Here is a 24,310-nt window from a genome sequence, read left to right on the forward strand (position 1 = left end):
GTCCGTGGGAAAAGGCGGACGGCGGCGTACACACCGGAGGCCCCCAGTTGGCCGCTGACTCCGCCCCGCAGCTCCTGCGGCGATTGTGTGATGATCTACGGCGCCTGCGGAGGCAGGCCGGTGGACCGAGTCTGCGGGCCTTGGAGCTGCAGCTCGGCCGCGGCAAGACTCAGCTCGCGGCGGTGCTGAACGGCCAGATTCGGCGACTTCCCGACTGGGAATTGATCAAGGGCCTGGTCACCAACTGCCAGCGGTACGCCGACGAGAACGGCCGGCTGGACCGGCTGTCGGTGGCAATCGGCATCGAAGAGCACTGGCGCCCCCGATACACCCTGCTGGAGTACGCCTTCAGCGAGAAGTCCGCCGCACCAACGGATCCCGACGGCGGCGGTGTCGACCACCCGGGCGGCATGCCGGTTCCCCGACAGCTTCCGTTGGCGGTGCGCCACTTCACGGGTCGCGCCCACGAGCTGACGACGCTGGACGCCCTGGCCGAGATGAGCGCCCGCGCGGGCACGATGGTGATCGTCGCCATCGGTGGCACGGCGGGGGTGGGCAAGACCACGTTGGCCGTGTGCTGGGCGCACCGGGTAGCCGGCCGGTTCCGTGACGGGCAGTTGTACGTGGACCTGCGTGGCTTCGATCCTAGCGGCCGGGCGGTGGACCCGGCCGAGGCGGTCCGCCGTCTCCTCGACGCCCTGGAGGTGCCGCCAAGCCGTATCCCCGCCGATCTGGACGCCCAGACAGCGCTCTACCGCAGTCTGCTCGCCGACAAGCGCATGCTGATCGTGTTGGACAACGCCCGCGACGCCGTCCAGGTACGTCCGCTGTTGCCGGCCGCACCCGGCTGTCTGGTCCTGATCACCAGTCGCAACCGGCTCTCCAGTCTGGTGGCCGTCGAGGGTGCTCACCCGCTCATGCTCGACCTGTTCACCACCGTGGAGGCCCAGGACGCGCTGACCGACCGGCTCGGCCTCGACCGGGTCGCCGCCGAACCCAAAGCGGTCGACGAGATCGTCGACCGCTGCGCTCGGCTTCCACTGGCACTGGCCGTGGTCGCCGCCCGCGCAGCGATGTACCTGGAGCTGCCGCTGGCGGCCGTGGTCCGGGAACTGGCTGACGTACCAGGCCGGTTGGACGTCTTCGGGGACGGCGACCCGCAAACCGACGTCCGGGCAGTGTTCTCCTGGTCCTATCAGGCACTGACCCCACCGGCGGCCCGGCTGTTCCGGCTGCTGAGCCTCCACCTGGGCCCGGATGTCACCATCGCGGCCGCGGGCAGCCTCGCCGCCGTTCCCCTCCCCGAGGCGCGGGCGTCACTGCTCGAACTGATCTCGGCGAGCCTCACCGCCGAGCGTCATCCCGGCCGGCACACCTGGCACGACCTGATGCGTGACTACGCCGCACACCTGGCTCGGTCCACCGAATCCGCACCGGACCGCCGGGCCGCCATCGGCCGGATCTTCGACCACTACCTGCACACGGCGTACAACGCCAACCAGTTGCTGGACCCCGCGACGGACCACACCGAACCGGCCCCGCCGGCCGAGGGAACCGTGCCGGAACAGTTCACCGACTACCAGCACGCACTCGACTGGTTCACCAGCGAACGCGCTGTCCTGCTCAACCTCATCGACCACGCCACCACTGGCCGGGAGGCGCAGGTCGGACAACTCGCCCAGGCTGTAGCGGTCTTCCTGGACCGCCGGGGGCACTGGCACGACGGGCTGGTGATCTGGCGGACCGCGATCGCGGCCGCGGCCCGATTGGCCGATCGGGTCATGGAGGCGCGCGCCCACCGCCAACTCGGCCGCGCGTACACGCGGTTGTACCGGTTCGACGACGCCGACACCCAGCTCCACCGCGGCCTGGACCTCGCCGTCCGAGCCGGTGATCGCACTGAACAGGCCCACATCCACAACACCTTGTCCATCATGTGTGAGCGACGGGGTGACCTGAGCCAGGCTCTCCGACACGACCACCGAGCCCTTGACCTTTACCGCGAAACCGGCCACCGGCTCGGGCAGGCCAGATGCCACAACGCGATCGGCTGGCATCTCACCTTGCTCCGCGACCACGAACAGGCCCTGGCCTACTGCGAACGGGCCCTCATCCTCTTGCGAGAGCTCAACGACCGGGCCGGTCAGGGACTGACCCTGGACAGCCTCGGCCACATCCACCACCACCTCGGCCAGCACGCCCAGGCCGTCGTCTGCTACGAGCAGGCGGTAGACGTGCATCGAGAGCTGGGCGACCAGTTCAGCGAGGCGGAGGCACTCGATCACCTCGGCGACACCCAGCACGACATGGGCGACAGCGTCAACGCCTTCCGGTCGTGGCACAAGTCCCTCGAACTACTCACCGGCCTCGACCACCCCAGCGCCGGTAACGTCAGGGCCAAAGTCACCGCCCACGGCGCCGGATCCACGTCGCGACAGTCGACGGCGCGCCCTCCGACCGCGTCCGGTGAGGCGTGACCCGTGGTCGCCTACACCCGCGGCGACGTATCGACCGGGGCTCACGGGACGAGCACCGCGAGTGCGTCAGCCGCTATCGCCCATCGACGATGTCGTCGCGACGGTCCGCCGCAGCGCGCTGAACCCCCGCTACACCGCCGCCTAGCCGCTGCTGTCCAGCCGGTTTCCGCCGGCGGCATCCCCGACCCGCTCGGACTCACCAGCGCCGCTGAAATCGTCGTTCACACCAACCTCGTCGCCGCGGACCGGTCGCTCTTGCCCGGCGGTGGCGGGTGGCCCGGTCGGGCCGGTTGACCTCGATGACGCGGTAGCCGCGTCGGCGCAGTACTCGGGCGAGCTCAGCGCCGTAGGAACCGGTACCTTCCACCCCGAACGCGTCGACCGGGCCGAGTGAGATGGCCCAGTGCTCGAGCTGGTCGTGGCCGGCCTGTGTGGTGGGGATGGGTAGCTCGTCGAGGCGAGCCCCGAGCTGGTCCAGGGCGACTGCGACGTGCGTGTCGGCGTGGGTGTCCACGCCGACCGTGATCCGCCGTCCGGTCTCGGGGTGCGGCATGCTGGTGATGGCTGTCTCCTCCGTCGCGATCGGTGGTGGTGGCCACCGCCGGACGGGCGGGTGGACAGGACTGCGACGGTGCCTCTAGGCCAGGCTCCTATCAGGTCACTACCCGCCTGGCCGGCGGGCCAGGCGCCACCCCGGACACGGGCCGACAGATCAACCCGAAGGCACCAAGGCCGGTCGTTGCGAGGGGTCAGACCCGGCCCGGGGAGGCGTAAGAAAATCATCGCAGTCGTTGGACACCTTCGGCCGGGAGTGTGAGCGGGTCACATTCAGGTCTTCGAGGTGCCCTGGTCGGCGTGCACCACGTGTGGCACGCCGTGGGCGTCGAACACCTCCCGCATCATGTCTTCGGCGAGAGGTCCGGACTCTCGGGCGTGGACCCGCACCCCGACGATGTATCGGGAGTAGATGTCGATCATCACGTAGGCGTCGTAGTAGACGCCCTTGACCGGGCCGGCCAGCTTGGTGATGTCCCAGCTGTAGACCTGCCGCGCAGCGTCAGCGACCAGCTCGGGACGCCGACGCGCCGGGTGCCGGGCCTGCCGGCGCCGCTCCTTGACTTGTTCGTGCTCGTGCAGGCGGACCCCCGCCGCGTTGCGCGTACGGTCTATGGCCTGGTGACGCTGGATTGTCATGGACGCATGGCCGACCGGACCGTCATGAGGGCTTGGGCTCAGCGCCGCCAGGTCATGGTCAACATGGACTTTCTCGCGAACGACATGGCGGTACAGACGGACGTCAGCCCCTGACGTCATTGCAGGGCTGGGCGCTGACATGGTCAGGACCCGGTCGCTTCGGGATGGTCGCGAGTTTCGGCCCCATGTTCTGGGGCGAAACAGGCACGCCGCCGACGGTTCAAGCCGCCGTACCCCCTTGGGTCAACGCAGTAGGAAGGGCCCGATGACCGTACTCGTTCACTGCCTGAAGTCGGGCAGGCCCTCGTAAAGTGGTCGGCCTGCCTTCCATGCCGGACATGACCTGCATCGACGAACTCCAGGGTGCCATGCTCTCGGGGTGCAAGCTGCGGATCCGGTCCGAGCCCGGATCCGCGATATGCCCGCCGTGCCCGGCATCGACGGCTCGTTGCCGCCTCAGCGCCGTGACCGCGCGGGCCGCGTCACAGACGTCCGGCCCGCGCGGTCACGACCTGCTCAGCTCGCCGCGCAGGACAACGACGTTATGCCGTTGACGCTGCCCGACGATCCCAGGAAGCCGAAGGTCGTGCTCCCTCCGGCACTGATCGAACCGTTGTAACCGACGTTGCGGGCGGTAACCGTCGAGCCGCTGGTGGTCACCATGGCGCTCCACGCCTGCGTCACCTGCTGCCCGTTCGCGAACGTCCAGGTCACCGTCCAACCGCTGATCGCCGAGCCGCCGGCGGTCACCCGTACCTCGGCCTGGAAGCCGCCCTGCCACTGACCGGTCACCGTGTACGACGCTGAACAGGACCGTCCGTTCGACGGCGGCGGGGTCGTCGGCGGGGCGGTGGTCGGCGGCGGCGTGGTTGTCGGCGGGGCGGTGGTCGGCGGCGTCGTCGGGGTGGTGCTGCCGACGCCGCTCATGATGGCGTCGATGATGCCCTGCTGGGTGACCGTGGCGCTGCTGCGGTTGAACAGCCCGAACCCGTACGCCCCGTTGTAGCCGTTGTCCCAGTAGGCGGTGGCCGCCCCGTACTTCTTGGCGGTGGACACCAGGGTGCGCGCGTAGTCCGCGCGGTACCTGTTGTTCGTCGAGTCGGCCGACGTCTTGTCGACCGAACCGTATTCACCGACGAACACCGGGTATCCACGCGAGACGAAGGTGTCACGCATCTTCTTCAGCTGCGTGTCCATGAAGTCCTGCTGTCCCCAGGTCGACTTCCGTGCGGGATTGGTGGCGGCCGGACCCCACTGCGTGATGGTGCCGTTCTCCTCGCCGGCGAAGTCCCAGGGGTCGTAGTAGTGCACGGAGATCATGAGCCGCTGCTCGTTGGCGGGAACGGACGGTGACCGGTACTGGTCCGTCGGCAGCGCGAAGCCGTAGTTGCCTGCGGTGTAGTCGATGTTGGTGTTCCAGCCGGCGATGAGCAGCCAGCGCGAGTTGTTGTTCCCGCCGGACCGGCGGACAGTGTCCACGAAGATCTGGTTGTAGGCGTTGATGTTCGAGTAGCAAGGCTGGGTCGGGTTGCCCCACTGTCCGTCGAACTCCTCGTTCATGGACTCGAAGATGAGGCGCTCGCTGTAGCTCTGGAACCTGGTCGCGATCTGCTGCCAGACCTTCTGGTACTTGTCCCTGATCGTCGTCTGATCCGCCGAGTCGCAGATCAACCACGAGCCGGTGATGGTCTTGTAGCCGTCGCCGTGCATGTTGATCAGCACATACAGGCCGCGACCGTAGGCGTAGTCGACGATTTCCTGGATCCGATTCAGCCAGGCGGAGTTGATCGTGTAGTTCGGGGCTGACCCGATGTTTCCCAGGTAGGAGACCGGGATGCGGATCGTCTTGAATCCGGCTGCCTTCACCCGATCGATGAAGGCCTGCGTCACGACCGGGTTGCCCCATGCCGTCTCGCTGGGGATCCCGTTGACGTTGGCCTCCAGGCTGTTTCCCAGATTCCAGCCCGCCCCCATGTTGGCAACGAGTTGGGTGGCGTTCAGCTGGGCCATGCTGTCGGCCGACGCGGAACTCGTCAGCACGGCTGTGGATCCGGCCAGCGCCAGTACGCCGGAAAGTATGGCGAACTGAACCTTCCTGAGTGTGGATTTCACAAGCATCTCCCGTCTTCGAGCCGACCGTCACGTTGGGTTGTCGAAGCGATTCGACGATATTCGATTGCCTGCGCTGGCAGTCGATGGGCCGTCAAAGAATAGATGTGCATGCATGAAAGGGGCAAGGTTGTCGGCAGCGCGCCTCCGTCGAGGGACCGCCCGCCGTGCGCCACCTCGGCCACGAGACGGTCAACTCCAGTCCGGCGGCGCCTGCGCGTAGGCGGGCAGCAGGTGGGGGTGGGGCCAGCTCAGCGGGCGGCCGTCCAGGTGGCCCGGCGGGCTGATCGCGCTCCACCCGTTTCCGAACGCAGTGCGATAGGCGTCGGCCCGCCTCCCGCGCGCCGCGGTCGCGGCGACGGGTGCGACGTGGCGGGCTACGCCGGGATGCTGCCGCCTGCCCACCACGGCACCGAGTTACGGGCCAGGAGGTGCGGTGGTCGGGTAGGACTGGGCGAGCATGACTCAGGGTGAGCTATCGGCCGATCCGCGGCGGCGCCGCAGCTAGTCGGAGGAGCGCGCGTTCGCCGGGCGGCGGCGGGCGGCGTCGTCGGCGATGATCACCGTGGCGACCATCAGGGCGACGCAGAGGCTGAACAGCCACGAGTCGTCGGTGGCGAACCTGGCGGCGACCGGCGCCTGGACGGCGGCGAGGAGGAAGCCGAGCCAGGCGAGGCGACGCTGACGAACGGTGAGGAAGCCGGAGCCCTGCTGCATTCGGAGAGTCTTGCGCGACGTGTCGGGATCGCCGTCACCCGATCGGACGATTCTGGATGACCTGTCCGGGTTTCCGGCCGGACGTACCGCGCTTCTTGCCGCTTCGGGGGAGGCGCGAGAAGCCGGTGGTCGACCGGGCCTGCCTGAGGCAGGATGGTCGATCGTGTCCACCCCCGCCGCGCCGTCCACCCCCGCAGCGCCCCGTCCCGCCCTGCTCCTGCTCGCCTACCTCGCCTTCGTCAGCCTCGGCCTGCCCGACGGGCTGCTCGGCGTCGGCTGGCCGTCCATGCGGGCGGACTTCGACGTGCCCACCGAGGCCGTCGGCCTGATGCTGACCGCCGGGACCGCCGGATACCTCACCGCCAGCGTGCTGGCCGGGTTCTCCCTCGCCCGGCTCGGCGTCGGCCGGCTCCTCGCCGGCAGCACCCTGCTGGCCAGCCTCGCGCTCACCGGCTACGCGGCCAGCCCGGGGCTGGCCGTCACGACCGGCTGCGCGCTGCTGCTCGGCCTCGGCTCGGGGGCGATCGACTCCGGGCTCAACGCGTACGCGGCCAACGCGTTCGGGCCCCGCCACATGAACTGGATGCACGCCTTCTTCGGCCTCGGCGTGGCAATCGGCCCGCTGATCATGACCGCCGTGCTCAGCGCCGGCCTCGCCTGGCGCTGGGGGTACGGCATAGTCGCCGCCGCCCAACTCGCCCTCGGTGCCGCCTTCGCGCTCACCGTGCGGGCCTGGGCCGACCGGCCCGCGCCGGGGGCGCCCGCCGCCGGCCCGGCCCCGCTGGCGACCACCGACCCCGTCCGGGTACGCGACACGCTGCGCCTGCCGGCCGTCTGGCTGGGCGCCCTCGCCTTCGCCGTGTACGTCGCGATCGAGATCGCCGCCGGCCTGTGGGCGTTCCTGCTGCTCACCGAGGGGCGGGGGCTGGCCGCCGGGGTGGCCGGCGTCTGCGTCTCCGGGTACTGGGGGAGCCTGTTCCTGGGGCGGGTGGTGCAGGGCTTCGTCGCCGAGCGCCTCGGCACCGGGCGGGTGCTGCGCGCCAGCCTGCTCGGCATGGTCGCCGGGGCGGTGCTGATCGCCCTGCCCGCGCCGGCCTGGGTAGCGGTGGCCGGCCTGCTGGTGCTGGGCTTCGCCGCCGCGCCCGTGTTCCCGCTGCTCACCCTCGGCACCGCCGAGCGGGTGGGCGCCGCGCACGCCGACCGGACCATCGGGCTCCAGATCGCGGCGGCGGGGCTGGGCGGGGCGCTGGTGCCCACCGGCGTCGGCGCGCTGGTCGCGTACACCTCGGTCGAGGCCCTCGGGCCGGCGTTGGTGGTCCTCGCCGCGGCCTTGACCGCCCTGCACGCCGTCGCGTCCCGCCGGCCCTGACCGCCGAGCCCCGACTTCGGCCGGCCGGCACCGGTCACATCGTGTCGGGGCCGGTCCGTCCCGTGGTCGACGGCCGGTACGCCCGCTCCGCGTCGGTGCGCTCGCGTTCCCGGTCGGACGGCGACGCGCCCCGGTCCACCGCCTCCGGGCCGTGCCCGAAGGCGGCCTCCTCGCCCGCGTCGTTGCCGGTCACGTCGTCGGCCTGCCCGTCGAGGGTCGACCGGGCCAGCGCCCGGTCCAGCTCCTCCAGGCCAAGCCGCTCCTCGTCGCGCCACACGTGGCGGTCGTTGTCCGTCATGCCTTCGCGGTACCCGGGGCCGGTGAACGCAAACGGGCGCGGCCGTCCCGTGACCGGCGAAGGGACCCCGGGCGCGACGATGGCCGCCGGATGCCGGCGGCCATGTCAGCTCAGGTGGGGGAAGGATCAGGGCCGGGGGCGGTCGACGCTGCCGCGCCAGGCACCGGTCTCCTGACCGCGCCGCTCGATGAACTGCTTGAACCGTTCCAGGTCACCCTTGGCCCGGCGGTCGACCACGCCGAGCTTGTCGCCGGCCTGCTCCACCACGCCGTGCGGCTCGAACTCCAGCTGGAGGGTCACCCGCGTGTTGGCCTCGTCCAGGCGGTGGAAGGTCACCACGCCGGCCTGCTGGGTGCCGCCCGTGGAGCGCCAGGCCACCCGCTCGTCGGGCAGCTGCTCGGTGATCTCGGCGTCGAACTCGCGCTTGACCCCGGCGATCTCCACCGTCCAGTGGGTCCTCGTGTCGGTGAGCTGCCGGACCTCCTGCACCCCCTCCATGAAGTGGGGGAACTCCTCGAACTGCGTCCACTGGTCGTACGCGGTCCGGATCGGGACGGACACGTCCACGTGCTCGGTGACGCCACTCATCAGCAAACCTCCTCAGTACGTCGGTGCGGGGCGGGACCGTGGGCCGATCCACTCACCAACGCGTCGTCTCGTTCCGGTGCCCGAGCGCGGCCCACACCTCGGAAACCGTCTGGTAACGGGTGCCCGGCGGCAGGCCCTCCAGGGCGGCGACCAGGTCGGCCGGCGCGTCGTTGTCGCGCGCGTTGGCGACGAGCGCCTCCCGGTCGCCGGGCAGGGCGGTCATCGTGATGAACCGCCCGAGCCGGCTGCGCTGCTCCACGTCGGTGGAGCTCATCCCCTGCGGGGATCCGGTGCGCAGCTCGCCCGCCGGGGCCGTGGTGGCCTCCGGCTGGTCCTCGCCCGCCGGCTCGGGCTGGCGGAACTCCTCGACCCGCGAGCCGCCGGTGCCGGGGCCCTGGACCAGGCCGCTGACCTCCTGGCTCATCTGCTCGTCGACCCTCGGGCTGTGCTTGCTGCTGCCACGTTCCATGCCTTCTGCGCTACCCGAGGCGGCCGCCGGTAAACCGCTGCGGATGCCCAGGCCCCGTTGCAGCTCGGCGTTGATCTGCACGCCCAACATCAGCGCCGAGTTGGACAGGTAGAGCCAGACCAGGAACGCGATCACCGCGCCGAGGCTGCCGTACGTCACGTCGTAGGAGCCGAAGTTCGCCACGTACAGGCCGAAACCGGAGGAGACCAGCGCCCAGGAGACCAGGGCGACCGCGCCACCCGGGGTGAGCCAGCGGAACCGGGGCTGGCGCCCGTTCGGGGCGATCCAGAACAGCAGCGACAGGAGCACCAGCATCACCATGGCCAGCACGGGCCACTTCGCCACGCCCCACACCGTCCGGGCGAGCCCGCCTGCGCCCAGCAGGTCGCCCACCGCGTCGGCCACCGGGCCGCTGACGATCAGCCCGGTGGCCACCACGGCCAGCAGCACCAGCGTCACGGCGGCCAGCCCGATCTGCAACGGGCGCAGCTTCCACACCGGCCGGCCCTCCCGCACGCCGTAGATGGCGTTGGACGCGCGGGTGAAGGCGCCGATGAACCCCGACGCCGACCACAGCGCGCCGAGCAGGCCGAAGCTGAGCAGCGTCTTCGCGCCGCTGCTCTGGTCGACGACGCCCCGCACCACGCCGACGAACTCCTCGTTGCCGACCACCGACCCGGCGCCGACCTGCCGGGCCAGGTCGATCACCGTGTCCACCGTCCGCTCGCCGTCGGAGACCAGGCCGACCAGGGCGACCACCACGATCGTCGACGGGAACAGGGCGAGCACCCCGTAGTAGGTGAGCGCGGCGGCCCAGTCCGCGCAGTTGTCCCTGACGAAGTTCTGGCCGCTGCGCAGCAGTACGCCCCGCCAGGTGGGCCAGCTGAGCTGCCGGACCCGCCGGGGCAGCCGCGCCCGCCCGCCGTCGAGGGCCACCGTGCCCGGTTCCGTCGTCGCCGCCATGATCGCCCCCTGCGCCCGGGCGGCCGGGTGACCGGCACCCGGCGTTCGCCTGGCCCCGCCGGTACCCAGCGCCGGAAATCGACAAACCCGACACCGGGCGGCCCGGTCCGCCGCAGAGGGCCGGCGGTTTGCCCGCGCGGCCCCGGGGAACGGTCGATCGGGAAGCAGTCGACGCGGAGGAGGACGACATGCCCGGGCGCGAGGTACTGCCCAGCACGCTGCGACGCTCTCCGGAGAAGGCGCAGCGCACCTGGGAGAAGACGCACGACTCGGCGGTGCAGACGTACGGCGAGGGGGAGCGGGCGCACCGCGCCGCGTTCGCCGCCGTGAAGCACGAGTTCGAGAAGGTCGGCGACCACTGGGAGCCCAAGGGCCGCAAGGGGCCCAGCGACCGGCAGGCGGCCGGCGGCGGTCCGGCGCGACGCGCCCCCACGGCGGGCGGCGTCGACGCCAACGCCACCAAGGACCACCTGCTGGCGGTGGCCCGCAAGCTGGACGTCCCCGGGCGCTCCCGGATGACGAAGCCGGAACTGGTCAAGGCCATCGAGAAGGCGAACGACAACGCCACCCGCCGGGCGCGCGGAGGCCGCTGACCGGCCACCACCACGGCGGGAGCCCGGGACCGCGCTGTCCCGGGCTCCCGCCGTACGCTCACCAGTGGCCGTCGCCCGGTGCCTCGACGTGCACGGCCTTCGTGGCGGTGAACTCGTCCAGCAGCTCCGGGCCGTAGCCGAAGCCCTGGCCGCTGCCCCGGCGCGGCTGGGCCGCCCCGCCCGGCGCGCCGCCGAACACGGCGTTGATCTTCACGGTGCCGACCGGCAGCTCCCGCCAGGCCCGCTGGGCGTGACTCATCGAGCCGGTGAGCACCGTGGCCGCCAGCCCGTACGGCGAGTCGGCGGCGCACCGCAGCGCCTCGCTGAACGAGTCGACCACCACCACCGGGGCGACCGGCCCGAACGTCTCCTCGCGGACCAGGGCCATCTCGTGCCGGCAGTCGACGACCACCGTCGCCGGGTAGAACGCCCCCGGCCCGTCCGGCAGCACCCCGCCGGCGCGCAGCCGCGCCCCGCCCGCCACCGCCGCCGTCACCTGCCCGTGCACGTGGTCGCGGTGCCGCCGGTCGACCAGCGGCCCCAGCTCCGTCCCCGGTGCCCGCCCCGGGCCGACCCGCAGCGCCTCGGCCCGGCGCGCCAGCGCGTCGACGAAGTCCTCCGCCACGTCCCGGTGCACGTAGATCCGCTCCACCGCCACGCAGAGCTGCCCCGCGTTGGCGAACGCGCCCAGCGCCGCCTGCTCCGCCGCCCAGACCGGGTCGACGCCGGCGTCGACCACGAGCGGGTCGCTGCCGCCGTTCTCCAGGAGCACCTTCGCCCCGGTGCGGGCCGCCGCCGCGGCGATCGCCCGGCCGGTGGCCGTGGCCCCCACGTGCGCCACCACGTCCACGTCGCCGCCCGCCAGTGCCGCGCCGACCCCGCCGCCGCCGGTGAGCAGCGACAGCACCCCCGGCGGCAGGACCTCGTCCAACGCCCGCGCCAGCAGCCACCCCGTCGCCGGGGTGCGCTCGCTCGGCTTGTACAGCACCACGTTGCCGGTCATCAGGGCCGCGCCGAGCAGCCCGCAGGAGACCGCCACCGGGTCGTTCCACGGGGTGATCGCGGCGACCACGCCGCGCGGCTCCGGTGTCATGAAGTCGATCGACTCCGCGCCGCCGAGCAGCGTGCGCCCGCCCCGCACCGGGGCCAGCTCGGCGTACTGTCGCAGGGTGCCGACGCCCGCCTCGACGCCGCCCCGGGCGTCCGCCAGGGGCTTGCCCATCTCCGCGGTCACCGCCGCCGCCAGCTCCTCCGTCGCGGCCTCGACGACGGCGGCGGCCCGGTGCAGCGCGGCGGCCCGCTCCGCCGGGGCCGTCGCCGCCCACCCGGCCGCGACGCCCCGCGCGGCCTCCACCGCCTTGCCGACCTCGTCCGCCGTCGCCACCGGCACCGTGCTGACCCGGCGGCCGTCGGCCGGATCGTGGACGACCAGCTCGCCCCCCGCGCCGCCGGCACCCCACACTCCACCGATTAGCTGCGCAACCGTGTACATGCGGCGGTGCATCCCCCGGCCCCGGCCCGGCAAACGCGTTTCGCCGCGAGCGGCCCCGGGTAGGCGGGCCGGATGACCTCGACCGGCATCCCGACCGACGCCGCGTCCGGCGGGCCGACCGGCCCGGAGAGCGCCGACGCGATCGTCGTCGGCGCCGGCCACAACGGACTGGTGGCCGCCAACCTGCTGGCCGACGCCGGCTGGGACGTGCTGGTGCTGGAGGCGACCGGCTCGCCCGGCGGCGCGGTGCGCTCCGCCGAGGTGACCGTCCCCGGATACCTCAGCGACCTCTACAGCTCCTTCTACCCCCTCGGGTACGCCTCCCCGGTGCTCGCCGGCCTCGGCCTCGACCGGCACGGGCTGCGTTGGACCCACGCCCCCGACGTGCTGGCCCACCTGCTGCCCGACGGGCGGGCGGCGGTGCTCAACCGGGACCTCGACGCCACCGCCGCGTCGCTGGCCGCGTTCGCGCCCGCCGACGGGGAGCGCTGGCGGCACGCGTACGCCGACTGGCTCGACGTGGCCGGGCCGATGCTCGCGGCCATCACCACCCCCTTCCCGCCGGTGCGCGGCGGCGTCGGCCTGCTGCGCCGGCTGAAGGTCGGCGGGGCGCTGCGGCTGGCCCGCCGGCTCGTCGTGCCCGTGCGCAAGCTCGGCGCCGAGCTGTTCGACGGCGAGGGCGGCACGCTGCTGCTGGCCGGCTGCGCCCTGCACACCGACCTCTCCCCGGAGGAGGCCGGCTCCGGAGTGTACGGCTGGCTGCTGGCCATGCTCGGCCAGCAGGTCGGCTGGCCGGTGCCGGTCGGCGGGGCGCAGCGGATCACCTACGCGCTGGTCGGCCGGCTCACCGCGCGCGGCGGCCGGATCGTCCACGGCGCGCGGGTCGACCGGGTGCTCACCGCCCGGGGCCGGGCGACGGGGGTACGCACCGTCGGCGGCGGCGCCTGGCGGGCCCGGCGGGCCGTGCTCGCCGACGTCCCCGCCCCCGCGCTCTACCTGGACCTGGTCGGCGCGGCGGCCCTGCCGCCCCGGCTCGTGGAGGACCTGGCGCACTTCCGCTGGGACGGCTCCACGCTCAAGGTCGACTGGGCGCTGTCCGGGCCGGTGCCGTGGACCAACCCGGCCGTGGCCACGGCCGGCACCGTGCACCTCGGCGCGGACCTCGACGGGCTCACCACATGTTCCGCCGAGCTGGCCCGGGGCCAGCTGCCCCGCGACCCGTTCCTGCTGGTGGGGCAGATGAGCGTGGCCGACCCGAGCCGCTCCCCGCCCGGCACCGAGTCGCTGTGGTCGTACACCCACCTGCCGTTCCGCCGCGACTGGCGGGCCGAGGACGTCGCGGCGCACGTCGAGCGGATGGAGGACGTGCTGGAGGCCGCCGCCCCGGGCTTCCGCGGCCGGATCCTCGGCCGGCACGTCGCCGGCCCGGCCGACCTGGAGCGGGGCGACCCGAGCCTGGTCGGCGGGGCGCTGGGCGGCGGCACCGCGGCGGCGTACCAGCAGCTGTTCCTGCGGCCGGTCCCCGGCCTGGCCCGCGCGGACACCCCGGTGGACCGGTTGTACCTGGCCAGCGCCTCGGCGCACCCCGGCGGCGGGGTGCACGGCGCGCCGGGCGCGAACGCCGCCCGGGCGGCCCTGGCCCGCGACCGGGCGCTCACCGGCGGCCTGTACGCGGGCGTCGTCGGCGCGGCCCACCGCGCGGTCTACCGCTGAGCCGCCCGGGGTGCGCGGGCCGTGTCAGGGCTCGATGTTGCGGTGCCGGGTGCGCAGCTTGAACGGCATCAGCGCGCTCTCGATCTTGGTGGCGGTGGTCATCTTCGAGGTGCCCTCGCGGCGCTCCTCGAACCGGATCGGCACCTCCAGGATGGTGTGCCCCAGCTTCGTGGCCAGGTAGTGCATCTCCACCTGGAAGCTGTAGCCGTTGGACTGCACCCGGTCCAGCCCGATGTCGCGAAGCGCGTCGGCCCGCCAGATCTTGAAGCCCGCCGTGAGGTCGCGGATGCGCACCCGCAGCAGCGTGTGCACGTACAGGTTGGCCCAGCCGCTGAGCGCGCGACGGTACAGCGGCCACGCCTCGTCGAGCTGGCCGCCCGGCACGTACCGGGAACCGATGACGACACCCGCCTGCGTGGACAGCAGCGCGCCGAGCATGCCGGGCAGCGCCTCCGGCGGGTGGGACAGGTCCGCGTCCATCTGCGCCACGTACTCCGCGCCGCCGTCGAGCGCCCGGCCGATCCCGTCGACGTACGCCCGGCCGAGGCCCTCCTTTCCGGCGCGGTGCACGACCTCCACCCGGTCGGGGTGCTCGATGGCCAGCTTGTCGGCCACCTCGCCCGTCCCGTCCGGGGAGTTGTCGTCGGCGACCAGCACCTTCAGGCCCGGCAGCGGCAGCGCGAGGAGCCGTTCGACCAGGACCGGGAGGTTCCCCGCCTCGTTGTAGGTGGGAACCACGACGGTCAGGCGTGCGTCCCGCCAGGGGGCGGGCAACTGCACGGGTTCGATCATGACGGACATCCTCGGTTTGCCGACAGGTTTACCTGAGAGGGTAGCCAGTTGCCCGTTCCATGTCGTAATGGCTCCCCGTCCCGCGCGCCTGACGTGCCGTGCGCAGGACGGGAAGCCCCGCCCGGAGCCCGAGCCTGCCGGAGCCCGGCCGGGTTAGCTTCTCGGCGGCGGCGGGTATCGCCGCACCTACGAGCGGGGCGTCGCCGCCCGGAGCCGGCGCACGAGCGGGGCGTCGCCGCCGGCGGGGACCACGTTTACTCCGCAGGGCCCAGGGAACCCGCCGCCCGTGCGACGGGACCAGATGGAGCCGGATCAGCGCAGGTCAGCCCGGGTCGACCCGGGTGCTGGCCGGGGCGGGTCCGGCGGCGTCCTGTTCGACGCCGTGCTGCTGGACCGCGACGGCACGCTGGTGGAGGACGTGCCGTACAACGGTGACCCCGAGAAGGTACGCCCGCTGCCGGGCGCGCGGGAGGCCCTGGACCGGCTGCGCGCCGCCGGCCTGCGGCTGGCCGTGGTGACCAACCAGTCCGGGCTGGCCCGGGGCTGCTTCACGGCGGGGCAGCTGGACCGGGTGCACGCCCGCATCGAGGAACTGCTGGGGCCGTTCGACTCGTGGCAGGTGTGCCCGCACGACGACGCCGCCGGATGCGACTGCCGCAAGCCCGCCCCGGGCCTCATCCGGGCGGCGGCGGCGCGGCTGGGCACGGTGCCGCAGCGGTGCGTGGTGGTGGGGGACATCGGGCGGGACATGACCGCCGCGCTGGCCGCCGGGGCGTACGGGGTGCTGGTGCCCACGCCGGTGACCCGGCCCGAGGAGGTGGCGGCGGCACCCTGCGTCAGCCCCACCCTGCCGGCGGCGGTCGAGGAGATCCTGCGCCGGCAGGCCGCCGTGGCCTCCGGCGCGCCCCGCGCGGCGGGCACGGTGCTGGTGGTGCGCAGCGACTCGGCCGGCGACGTGCTGGTGACCGGGCCGGGCATCCGGGCGGTGGCCGCCCACGCGCGGCGGGTGGTGCTGCTGTGCGGGCCGCGCGGCCGGGCGGCGGCGGAGCTGCTGCCCGGGGTCGACGAGATCATCGAGTGGCCCCTGGAGTGGATCGACCCGGACCCGGGCCCGGTGGACGCGGACCGGACCCACCGGCTGGTGCAGCGCCTCGCGGCGGTGGGCGCGGACGAGGCGGTGATCTTCACCAGTTTCCACCAGTCGCCGCTGCCGCTGGCGCTGCTGCTGCGCCTGGCCGGCGTGCCCCGGATCGCCGCGATCAGCGACGACTACCCGGGCAGCCTCCTCGACGTGCGCCACCGGGTGCCGGCGGGGGTGCCCGAGCCGGAGCGGGCGTTGTCGCTGGCCGTCGCCGCCGGCCACGCCCTGCCCGGCGACGACCAGCCCCGGCTTCGCCTGCGCCGCGACGCGGTGCCCGCCCCGCCGTCGGAGCTCGACCGACCCGGGTACGTCGTGCTGCACCCCGGCTCGACGGCCACCGCCCGGGCCTGCCCGCCCGAACTGGCCGCCCGGATCGTCCGGACGCTCGCCGGGGCCGGACACCGGGTGGTGGTCACCGGTGGACCCGGCGAACGCGAACTCACCGACCGGGCCGCCGCCGCCGGCGGCGTCGACCTCGGGGGGCGCACCGGGCTGGCCGAGCTCGCCGGGATCATCGCCGGCGCCGCCGCCCTCGTCGTCGGCAACACCGGACCCGCCCACCTGGCCGCCGCGCTCGGCGTGCCCGTGGTCAGCCTGTTCGCCCCGACCGTCCCGTACGGGCAGTGGGGGCCGTACCGGGTGCCCACCGTGCGCCTCGGCGACCCCGAGGCACCCTGCCGCGACACCCGCGCCGCCACCTGTCCCGTCCCCGGGCACCCCTGCCTGGCCGGGGTCGACCCCGGCGCGGTCCTCGACGCGCTCCGCCTCCTCGGCGTCCGCGCCGGCACGCCCGGCGACACGTCCGGCGACCGGGGCACGCCCGGCGGGCACGGCACGGCCGGCGGGCACGGCACGGCCGGCGGAACGGCCGGCGACGCGGCCGGCGAGCGCGGCACCCCCGACGACGGCCCGGCCGGCGAGCGCGGCCCCGATGGCGGACCGGCGGGCGGCCCGGACCGTGGGGCGGCCGGTGCGGCGGCCCGGGTGGCCGTGCCGGCTGGTGGCGGCGGGGGCGGCCGATGAACGTCCTGGTGTGGCACGTGCACGGCTCCTGGACCACGTCCTTCGTGCACGGCAGGCACCGCTACCTGGTGCCCGTCACCCCCGACCGGGGCCCCTACGGGCTCGGCCGGGCCCGCACCTACCCGTGGCCCGACAGCGCCGTCGAGGTCACCCCCCGGGACCTGCGCCGGGCCGACGTCGACCTGGTCGTCCTCCAGCGCCCCGAGGAGTTCGACCTGGCCTGCGACTGGCTGGGCCGGCGGGTCGGCCGGGACGTGCCGGCGATCTACGTCGAGCACAACACCCCCAAGGGCGACGTGCCCCACACCCGCCACCCGATGGCCGACCGCGACGACCTGCTGCTCACCCACGTCACCGGGTTCAACGAACTGTTCTGGGACAACGGGGCCACCCGCACCGCCGTCGTCGAGCACGGCGTCGTCGCGCCGGCCGTCGACTGGACCGGCGAACTCGACCGGCTCGCCGTCGTCGTCAACGAACCGGTACGCCGCTGGCGGGTCACCGGCACCGACCTGCTGCCCCGCTTCGCCGAGCTGGCCCCGCTCGACGTCTTCGGCATGGGCGTCACCGGGCTGGCCGACCGGCTCGGGCTGCCCGCCGACCGCGTCACCAGCCACGACGACGTGCCGCAGGAGCGGATGCACGCCGAGCTGGGCCGGCGGCGGGCGTACCTGCACCTGTGCCGGTGGACCTCCCTCGGGCTCAGCCTGATCGAGGCCATGACCATCGGCATGCCGGTCGTCGCGCTCGCCACCACCGAGGCGGTGGTGGCCGTGCCGCCCGAGGCCGGTGCGCTCTCCACCCGCGTCGACGACCTGCTGGGCGCCGCCCGCCGGTTCCTCGACGACCCCGAGGCGGCCGGGCGGGCGGGCGCGGCGGCGCGGAAGGCCGCCCGGGACCGCTACGGCCTGGAGCGTTTCCTCGCCGACTGGGACCGGCTGCTGGAGGAGGAAGTATGCGCATCGCGATGATCTCGGAGCACGCCAGCCCGCTCGCCGTCCTCGGCGGCGAGGACGCCGGCGGCCAGAACACGCATGTCGCGGAGCTCTCCGCCGCGCTGGTGGCCGCCGGTCACGACGTGCGGGTCTACACCCGCCGCGACGCGGTGGACCTGCCGGTGACGGTCCGCGCCCCCGACGGGTACGACGTGGTGCACGTGCCGGCCGGCCCGGCCGAGCCGATGGCCAAGGACGCGCTGCTGCCGCACATGCCGGCGTTCGGCCGCTGGCTGGCGCAGCGGTGGCGCGGCGGGGGCTGGACGCCGGAGGTGATCCACGCCCACTTCTGGATGAGCGGCCTGGCCGCGCTGGCCGCCGGCCGGCGCACCGGGGTGCCGGTGGTGCAGACGTACCACGCTCTCGGCACCGTGAAGCGGCGGCACCAGGGTGCCCAGGACACCAGCCCGCCCGGCCGGATCCGTGACGAGCGGGAGCTGGGCCGGGCCGTCGACCGGGTGGTGGCCCAGTGCCAGGACGAGGTCGGCGAGCTCGTCCGCCTCGGGGTGCCCCGCAACCGGATCAGCGTCGTCCCGTCCGGGGTCAACCTGGCCACGTTCGCCCCGCTCGGCCCGGCCGCCGAGCGGGATCCCGGCCGGGCCCGCGTCCTCACCGTCGGCCGGCTCGTGGAACGCAAGGGCTTCCAGGACGTGATCCGCGCGATGCCCCTGGTCCCGGACGCGGAGTGCGTGGTGGTGGGCGGCCCGCCCGAGGGGCTGCTGGAGACCGACCCGCACGCCCGCCGGCTGCGCGCCCTCGCCGGGGAGTGCGGCGTCGCCGACCGGGTGCGGCTGGTCGGCGCGGTGCCCCGGGAGGAGATGGGCCGCTGGTACCGCTCCGCCGACGTGCTGGTCGCCGCCCCCTGGTACGAGCCGTTCGGGCTGACCCCGTTGGAGGCCATGGCCTGCGGCGTGCCCGTGGTCGGCACGGCCGTCGGCGGGCTGACCGACACCGTGCTCGACGGGGTCACCGGCGACCTCGTGCCGGCCCGGGACCCGCGCGTGCTGGGCGCCGCGATCCGGGGCCTGCTCGACGACCGGATCCGCCGGTTCGCGTACGCCGGAGCGGCCCGCGACCGGGCCCGGCGCAGCTACTCCTGGGCGGCCACCGCGCAGCGGCTGGCGGAGGTGTACGGCGCGGTGGCCGCCGTGCGCAGACCCACCCGGGTGGTCGCCTGATGGCCGCCGCCCGCCCGGCCCGTCCCGCCGCCGCGTCCCGCCCGGCCCGTCCCGGCGGGCCCGCCGCCGCGTCGGTGCTCGACGCGCACCTGGCCGCCCTCGCCGCCGCGCTCCTGCCCTACCGGCGGTCGGAGGAGCTGCTGGCCCGCTGGGGCGGGGAGCTGGCACACCGGCTGGCCGCCGGCGGCCGGTTGCTGGTGGCCGGCAACGGCGGCAGCGCCGCCGAGGCCCAGCACCTCACCGCCGAACTCGTCGGCAAGCTGCGCGACGACCGCGAACCGCTGTCCGCCATCGCCCTGCACGCCGAGACCAGCGCGCTCACCGCCATCGGCAACGACTACGGTTACGACGAGGTCTTCGCCCGCCAGGTGCGTGCCCACGGCCGACCCGACGACATCCTGCTGCTCATGTCGACCAGCGGCGCCAGCGCCAACCTCGTCGCCGCCGCCCAGGCGGGCCGCGACGCCGGCCTGCGCTGCTGGGCGTTCACCGGCCCCACCCCCAACCCCCTCGCCGACGCCTGCCACGACACCCTCGCCATCGCCTCCCCCGACAGCCAGGTCGTCCAGGAGCTGCACCTGGTCTCCACCCACGTGCTCTGCGAGTACGTCGACCGGGTGCTCCCCGCCGCGCTGGCCGCGGCGGGCCGCCCGAGGGCGGCCGGCCGGGGGCCGGCCGCCGGACCGGTGCGCGCCGGGGTCGAGGTGGTGCTGGACGACGGTACCGGCCGGCAGGTCGAGGCGGAATGAGGAGGCGAGCCGATGACGGGACCCGTGGTGGTGGTCGGTGACATCCTGCTCGACCGGGACGTCGAGGGGGTGGTGAACCGGCTCTGTCCGGACTCGCCGGTGCCGGTCCTCGACGAGTCCACGGCCGTCGACCGGCCCGGCGGCGCCGGCCTCGCGGCGGTCTTCGCGGCGGCGCAGGGCGCCGAGGTGGCACTGGTGGCCGCCCTCGCCGACGACGCGGGCGGGGCACGGCTGGCCGAGCTGCTCGCCGCCGCCGGGGTGCGGGTGTACGCGTTGCCGCTGCGCGGCGCCACCTGCGAGAAGATCCGGCTGCACGCCCGGGGCCGGGTGCTGCTGCGCCACGACCGGGGCGGGGCGGCGGGGGAGCCCGGCGAGCCGAGCGAGGCGGTGCTGCGGCTGCTGGCCACCGCGTCCGCCGTGCTGGTCAGCGACTACGGCCGGGGGGTGGCCCGGCAGCCGGCCCTGCGGGCGGCGCTCGCGGGTACCCGGGCGCCGGTGGTGTGGGACCCGCACCCGCGCGGCCCGGCCGCCGTGCCGGGTGTGCACCTGGCCACCCCGAACGAGTCGGAGGTGCGCGAGCTGGTGAAGGCCGCTCCGGGCGCGTCCCGGCTGGCCACCGCGTCGCGGGGCGCGCAGGAGCTGCGCCGGCGCTGGCGGGCCGGCGCGGTCACCGTGACCCTGGGCGGCGACGGGGCGCTGCTCTGCCACGCCGGCTCCACCCCGCTGGTGGTGCCCGCGCCGGCCAGCGCCGAGGGGGACACCTGCGGCGCGGGCGACCGGTTCGCCGCGACCGCCGCCATCGCCCTGTCCCGGGGCGCGCTGGTCTCCGAGGCGGTGCAGGCGGCCGTCACCGAGGCGTCGGCGTACGTCTCCGCCGGGGGAGTGGCCGCCGTCCTGCCGGTGCCGCCCCGGGCCGTCCTCGTGCCCCCGTCGCGCCCCGGTGGGCCCCGGATCGGGGTCGGTGCCGCCGCCGAGGTCGTCGCCGGGGTCCGCGCAGCGGGCGGCACCGTGGTGGCCACCGGCGGCTGCTTCGATCTGCTGCACGCCGGGCACGTGGCCACCCTGGAGGCGGCCCGGCAGCTCGGCGACTGCCTCGTCGTCTGCGTCAACTCCGACGCGAGCGTGGCCGGGCTGAAGGGGCCGGACCGGCCGGTGGTGCCGCAGGGCGACCGCAGCCGGCTGCTGGCGGCGCTGGGCTGCGTCGACGCGGTGCTGGTCTTCGACGGGCCCACCCCGGAGGCGGCGCTGACCTGGCTGCGCCCGGACGTGTGGGTCAAGGGCGGCGACTATGCCGGCGGCGGCGAGCCGGCGCTGCCCGAGGCGGAGGTGCTGCGCCGCTGGGGCGGGCACACGGTGGTCGTGCCGTACCTCGACGGGCGCTCGACCACCGACATGATCGCCGCTGCCCGCGCCGGCCGGGGACCCGTCGGGGCCCGAGCGCCGGTTCCCGGGGTGGGCGTGGAGGTGGCCGTGGACGGCACGACGATCAGGGGGGCACGATGAGCGCGAGCGCACCGGGAGCCGGGCCGACCGTCCTGGTCACGGGCGGGTCCAGCGGGTTGGGGGCGGCCGTGGTGGCCGCCGTGGCGAAGTCCGGCGGCCGGCCGCTGGTGCTGGACCGGCAGGCGCCGGCCGACGGGGTGCCCTGGGCCGAGTGCGACCTGGCCGACACCCGCGCCGCCGAGGCCGCCACCCGACACCTCGCCGAACGCTCCGGCGGCCTCGACGCCGTCGTCACCGCCGCCGGCATCGACGCGCCCGGCCGGCTCGCCGACGTCCCCGGCGACACCTGGGACCGCATCGTCGCCGTCGACCTGCTCGCCACCGCCGCCGTGATCCGCGCAGCCCTGCCCTGGCTGGAGGCGGCCCGGGGCAACGTGGTCACGGTGGCGTCCACGCTGGGCGTCAAGGCCGTCGGCGACGCCACCGCGTACTGCGCCGCGAAGTTCGGCGTGGTCGGCTTCACCCGCGCCCTCGCCGCCGAGCTCGCCGGCACGGTCGGCGTCACCCTGCTCGTGCCCGGCGGCATGCGCACCGCCTTCTTCGACGAACGCGATCCCCAGTACCGGCCCGGCCCCGACGCCAGCCTCAACGACCCCGCCGACACGGCCGCCGCCGTCATGTTCGCCCTCTCCCAGCCGCCCGGCAGCGCCGTGCGCGAACTGGTCGTCTGCGCCGAGCGGGAGTCGTCGTACCCGTGATCCTCGCCCTGCGTGCCCTCGGCGTCGGCGACCTCGCCACCGCCGTGCCCGCGCTGCGCGCGCTGCGCGCCGCCCACCCCGACCAGGCGCTCGCCCTGGCCGCCCCCGCCTGGCTGACCCCCCTGGTCGACCTCGTCGGCGGCGTCGACCGCATCGTGCCGGCGGCCGGCCTGGACCCCCTCGACCGGCCCGATCCGCCCCCGGACCTGGCCGTCAACCTGCACGGGCGCGGCCCGCAGTCGCACCGGCTGCTCGCCGCCACCCGGCCACGCCGGCTGCTCGCCTTCGCCAACCCCGACGCCGGGCACGCCGACGGCCCCGACTGGCGGCCCGACGAGCACGAGGTCGACCGCTGGTGCCGCCTGCTCGACTGGTACGGCATCCCCGCCGACCGCACCGACCTGGCCCTGCGCCGCCCGCCCGCCGGCCGGACCCCGACCGGGGTGAGCGTCGTGCACCCGGGCAGCAAGATCCCGGCGAAGCGCTGGCCCGCAGGGCGCTTCGCGGCGCTGGCCCGCGCGCTCGCCGGGCGCGGCCACCGGGTGGTGGTCACCGGGTCGGCCGACGAGCGGGAGCTGGCCGGGCGGGTGGCCCGCCGGGCGGGACTCGCGCCGGACGCGGTGCTCGCCGGACGCACGGACCTCGGTGGATTGGCCGCCCTGGTGGCGCACGCCCGCCTCGTGGTCAGCGGCGACACCGGCGTCGCCCACCTAGCCACCGGCTACGGCACCCCGTCGGTGGTGCTCTTCGGCCCCGCCCCGCCGGCCCGATGGGGCCCCCCGCCGGGCCGGCGGTGGCACCGGGCGCTGTGGGTGGGGGAGCACGGGCGTGGCGGGCGGGAGGGGGATTGGTCCGCGTCCGTCGGGGTGGAACCCGATTTGGCGTTGGCGGCGATCGGCGTCGGCGAGGTGCTCGCGGCCGTGGCGGACGTGGAACAGGCGGTGCGAGTTGCCGGCGCGGTTACGGCGTAGCGATCCGGGCAGGCCGGGATACGGCCGCCGCCGGCGCGGCCGGGGTTGGCTCTTCCTCGACCCGGCCGGCGACCTGGTCCGCGACCCCGACGAGCTGACCCGGCTGCGGGAGCTGGTGATCCCGCCGGCCTGGCGGGACGTGTGGATCTCGCCCCACCCGAACGGGCACATCCAGGCCACCGGCGTCGACGCGGCCGGGCGCAAGCAGTACCTTTACCACCCTCGGTGGCGGCAGCAGCGCGACGAGGCGAAGTTCGACCACGTGCTGGAGGTCGCCCAGCGCCTCCCCGCGCTGCGCGAGCGGGTGGGGCAGGACCTGTCCGGCCGGGGCCTGAACCGGGGCCGGGTGCTGGCCACGGTCGCCCGGCTGCTCGACATGGGCATGTTCCGCGTCGGCAGCGACCAGTACGCCGTCGGCGACGACGCCACCTTCGGCGTGGCCACGCTGCGCCCCGAGCACGCGCGCAGCCGGGGCGGCTGCGTGGTGCTCGAGTTCCCCGCCAAGGGCGGCGTCGAACAGGTGCGCCGCATCGAGGACCCGCAGCTGTGCCGGGTGCTGACCAACCTGCGCCGCCGCCGGCGCGCCGCCGAGCGGCTGTTCGGCTACTGGGACGGCCGGGGCTGGCGGGACGTGCGCAGCGACGAGGTCAACGGGTACCTGCGCGACGCCAGTGGCGGCGAGATGACCGCGAAGGACTTCCGCACCTGGCATGCCACCGTGCTGGCGGCCACCGCGCTGGCCGGCCACGCGCCGGCATGCTCCCTGACGGCCCGCCGCAGGGTGGTGGCGGCGGTGATGCGTCAGGTCGCGGGGCTGCTGGGCAACACGGCGACCGTCGCCCGCACCTCGTACGTGGACCCCCGGGTGGTGGACCTGTTCCACGACGGTGTGGTCGCCCCGGTGGGGCCGGACACCCCCCGCGCGGAGGCGGAGCTGCGGGTGCTGGAGTTGCTCGAGGACGCCTGAGCGCCCCGCCGGGATCCTGGCGGCACCGGGCGGCCGTCCGCGATCGTGTTGTCGCGGACGCCTCGCCACGGCCCCCTGTTGTGTGCGGGCCCGCCGTCTCGTCCGCCACCTCGTCCGCCACCTCGCCCGTCGCGTCGGCGGCGTGGGTGCGGGCCTACGAAGCCGACGTGAACGTGGCGGTCCGACCAGGGTCTCAGGCCGGGGTCTCCGACGACGATCCGCTGGCTCGGGGAGTCGGTCTCCATGTCGATGTCGACAATGTCGGTCGCCCTGGCCTGGCTGTTGCGGCGCTCGCCGAACATCCTGCTGAT

The 24,310-nt window shown here is 74.7% G+C and carries 19 protein-coding genes and 3 pseudogenes; 12 read left to right on the top strand and 10 right to left on the bottom strand.

What is annotated here, in order from left to right:
* Nucleotides 1-140 precede the first annotated feature (140 nt).
* Nucleotides 141-2,477: an ATP-binding protein gene (locus ACFT41_RS01275; RefSeq protein WP_377587603.1), complete on the top strand. Its 2,337-nt coding sequence runs from the start codon at nucleotides 141-143 to the stop codon at nucleotides 2,475-2,477.
* A gap of 196 nt (nucleotides 2,478-2,673) precedes the next feature.
* Here the strand turns inward: ACFT41_RS01275 and ACFT41_RS01280 are convergent, their stop codons facing one another.
* The 4 genes and pseudogenes from ACFT41_RS01280 to ACFT41_RS01295 all read right to left on the bottom strand — a co-directional run bounded on the left by ACFT41_RS01280 (nucleotide 2,674) and on the right by ACFT41_RS01295 (nucleotide 6,497).
* Nucleotides 2,674-3,030: a transposase gene (locus ACFT41_RS01280; RefSeq protein ID WP_377587602.1), complete on the bottom strand. Its 357-nt coding sequence runs from the start codon at nucleotides 3,028-3,030 to the stop codon at nucleotides 2,674-2,676.
* 234 nt (nucleotides 3,031-3,264) lie between these two features.
* Nucleotides 3,265-3,614, bottom strand: a pseudogene (locus ACFT41_RS01285) (DDE-type integrase/transposase/recombinase); the annotation flags it as partial.
* Between the two features lie 573 nt (nucleotides 3,615-4,187).
* Nucleotides 4,188-5,711, bottom strand: a complete 1,524-nt coding sequence (locus ACFT41_RS01290) for a cellulase family glycosylhydrolase (protein WP_377590455.1) — start codon at nucleotides 5,709-5,711, stop codon at nucleotides 4,188-4,190.
* A 573-nt stretch (nucleotides 5,712-6,284) separates the two neighbouring features.
* Nucleotides 6,285-6,497: a hypothetical protein gene (locus tag ACFT41_RS01295; protein WP_377590457.1), complete on the bottom strand. Its 213-nt coding sequence runs from the start codon at nucleotides 6,495-6,497 to the stop codon at nucleotides 6,285-6,287.
* 163 nt (nucleotides 6,498-6,660) lie between these two features.
* Between ACFT41_RS01295 and ACFT41_RS01300 the strand changes: the two genes are divergently transcribed.
* Nucleotides 6,661-7,866, top strand: a complete 1,206-nt coding sequence (locus ACFT41_RS01300) for an MFS transporter (RefSeq protein ID WP_377613710.1) — start codon at nucleotides 6,661-6,663, stop codon at nucleotides 7,864-7,866.
* 34 nt (nucleotides 7,867-7,900) lie between these two features.
* On the opposite strand, the gene ACFT41_RS01305 is transcribed toward ACFT41_RS01300, so the two are convergent.
* The 4 genes and pseudogenes from ACFT41_RS01305 to ACFT41_RS01320 form a co-directional block, all read right to left on the bottom strand.
* The gene (locus ACFT41_RS01305) at nucleotides 7,901-8,164 is read right to left on the bottom strand and encodes a hypothetical protein (protein WP_377590399.1); all 264 of its coding nucleotides are present in this window, start codon (nucleotides 8,162-8,164) and stop codon (nucleotides 7,901-7,903) included.
* Nucleotides 8,165-8,290: 126 nt separating this feature from the next.
* A complete protein-coding gene (locus tag ACFT41_RS01310; protein ID WP_377590397.1) occupies nucleotides 8,291-8,752 on the bottom strand; it encodes an SRPBCC family protein in 462 nt (153 codons plus the stop codon).
* Between the two features lie 52 nt (nucleotides 8,753-8,804).
* Entirely contained in the window at nucleotides 8,805-9,221 is a 417-nt protein-coding gene (locus ACFT41_RS01315; RefSeq protein ID WP_377590403.1) for a DUF2795 domain-containing protein, read from the bottom strand.
* A gap of 114 nt (nucleotides 9,222-9,335) precedes the next feature.
* Nucleotides 9,336-10,184: pseudogene (locus ACFT41_RS01320) on the bottom strand (YihY/virulence factor BrkB family protein); the annotation flags it as partial.
* A gap of 188 nt (nucleotides 10,185-10,372) precedes the next feature.
* Between ACFT41_RS01320 and ACFT41_RS01325 the strand changes: the two are divergent.
* Entirely contained in the window at nucleotides 10,373-10,777 is a 405-nt protein-coding gene (locus ACFT41_RS01325; protein WP_377590395.1) for a ChaB family protein, read from the top strand.
* A gap of 58 nt (nucleotides 10,778-10,835) precedes the next feature.
* Here ACFT41_RS01325 and ACFT41_RS01330 read toward each other — a convergent pair whose 3' ends face one another.
* Nucleotides 10,836-12,269 (bottom strand): aldehyde dehydrogenase family protein, encoded by a 1,434-nt coding sequence (locus ACFT41_RS01330; RefSeq protein ID WP_377583226.1) that lies wholly within the window; start codon nucleotides 12,267-12,269, stop codon nucleotides 10,836-10,838.
* 72 nt (nucleotides 12,270-12,341) lie between these two features.
* Between ACFT41_RS01330 and ACFT41_RS01335 the strand changes: the two genes are divergently transcribed.
* Nucleotides 12,342-13,982, top strand: a complete 1,641-nt coding sequence (locus ACFT41_RS01335; RefSeq protein ID WP_377583224.1) for a phytoene desaturase family protein — start codon at nucleotides 12,342-12,344, stop codon at nucleotides 13,980-13,982.
* Between the two features lie 24 nt (nucleotides 13,983-14,006).
* On the opposite strand, the gene ACFT41_RS01340 is transcribed toward ACFT41_RS01335, so the two are convergent.
* Nucleotides 14,007-14,774: a polyprenol monophosphomannose synthase gene (locus tag ACFT41_RS01340; RefSeq protein WP_377583222.1), complete on the bottom strand. Its 768-nt coding sequence runs from the start codon at nucleotides 14,772-14,774 to the stop codon at nucleotides 14,007-14,009.
* A 301-nt stretch (nucleotides 14,775-15,075) separates the two neighbouring features.
* Between ACFT41_RS01340 and ACFT41_RS01345 the strand changes: the two are divergent.
* From ACFT41_RS01345 to ACFT41_RS01380, 8 genes and pseudogenes are all read left to right on the top strand, one after another.
* Nucleotides 15,076-16,719, top strand: a pseudogene (locus ACFT41_RS01345) (HAD-IIIA family hydrolase); the annotation flags it as partial.
* Between the two features lie 215 nt (nucleotides 16,720-16,934).
* Nucleotides 16,935-17,909, top strand: a complete 975-nt coding sequence (locus ACFT41_RS01350) for a glycosyltransferase (protein ID WP_377583220.1) — start codon at nucleotides 16,935-16,937, stop codon at nucleotides 17,907-17,909.
* Nucleotides 17,894-19,111 carry a glycosyltransferase gene (locus tag ACFT41_RS01355; RefSeq protein ID WP_377583218.1) on the top strand — a complete coding sequence of 406 codons (1,218 nt, stop codon included), beginning with the start codon at nucleotides 17,894-17,896 and terminating at the stop codon, nucleotides 19,109-19,111. Before ACFT41_RS01350 ends, ACFT41_RS01355 begins: the two co-directional genes overlap by 16 nt.
* Complete coding sequence (locus tag ACFT41_RS01360; protein ID WP_377583216.1) at nucleotides 19,111-19,860, top strand: SIS domain-containing protein; 750 nt, start codon at nucleotides 19,111-19,113, stop codon at nucleotides 19,858-19,860. The genes ACFT41_RS01355 and ACFT41_RS01360 overlap by 1 nt, the downstream gene beginning before the upstream one ends.
* Before the next feature lie 12 nt (nucleotides 19,861-19,872).
* Nucleotides 19,873-21,363, top strand: a complete 1,491-nt coding sequence (locus tag ACFT41_RS01365) for a PfkB family carbohydrate kinase (protein ID WP_377583214.1) — start codon at nucleotides 19,873-19,875, stop codon at nucleotides 21,361-21,363.
* Nucleotides 21,360-22,061, top strand: coding sequence for an SDR family oxidoreductase (locus tag ACFT41_RS01370; protein WP_377583212.1), 702 nt, complete (start codon nucleotides 21,360-21,362; stop codon nucleotides 22,059-22,061). Before ACFT41_RS01365 ends, ACFT41_RS01370 begins: the two co-directional genes overlap by 4 nt.
* Nucleotides 22,058-23,032, top strand: coding sequence for a glycosyltransferase family 9 protein (locus tag ACFT41_RS01375; protein ID WP_377583210.1), 975 nt, complete (start codon nucleotides 22,058-22,060; stop codon nucleotides 23,030-23,032). Before ACFT41_RS01370 ends, ACFT41_RS01375 begins: the two co-directional genes overlap by 4 nt.
* Nucleotides 23,010-23,999: a DNA topoisomerase IB gene (locus ACFT41_RS01380; protein WP_377583208.1), complete on the top strand. Its 990-nt coding sequence runs from the start codon at nucleotides 23,010-23,012 to the stop codon at nucleotides 23,997-23,999. Before ACFT41_RS01375 ends, ACFT41_RS01380 begins: the two co-directional genes overlap by 23 nt.
* The last annotated feature ends 311 nt before the right edge of the window (nucleotides 24,000-24,310 follow it).

Origin of the sequence: Micromonospora sp. NPDC057141, from assembly GCF_042670805.1 — a bacterium.
In the GTDB taxonomy this organism is placed as follows: Bacteria; Actinomycetota; Actinomycetes; order Mycobacteriales; family Micromonosporaceae; genus Micromonospora.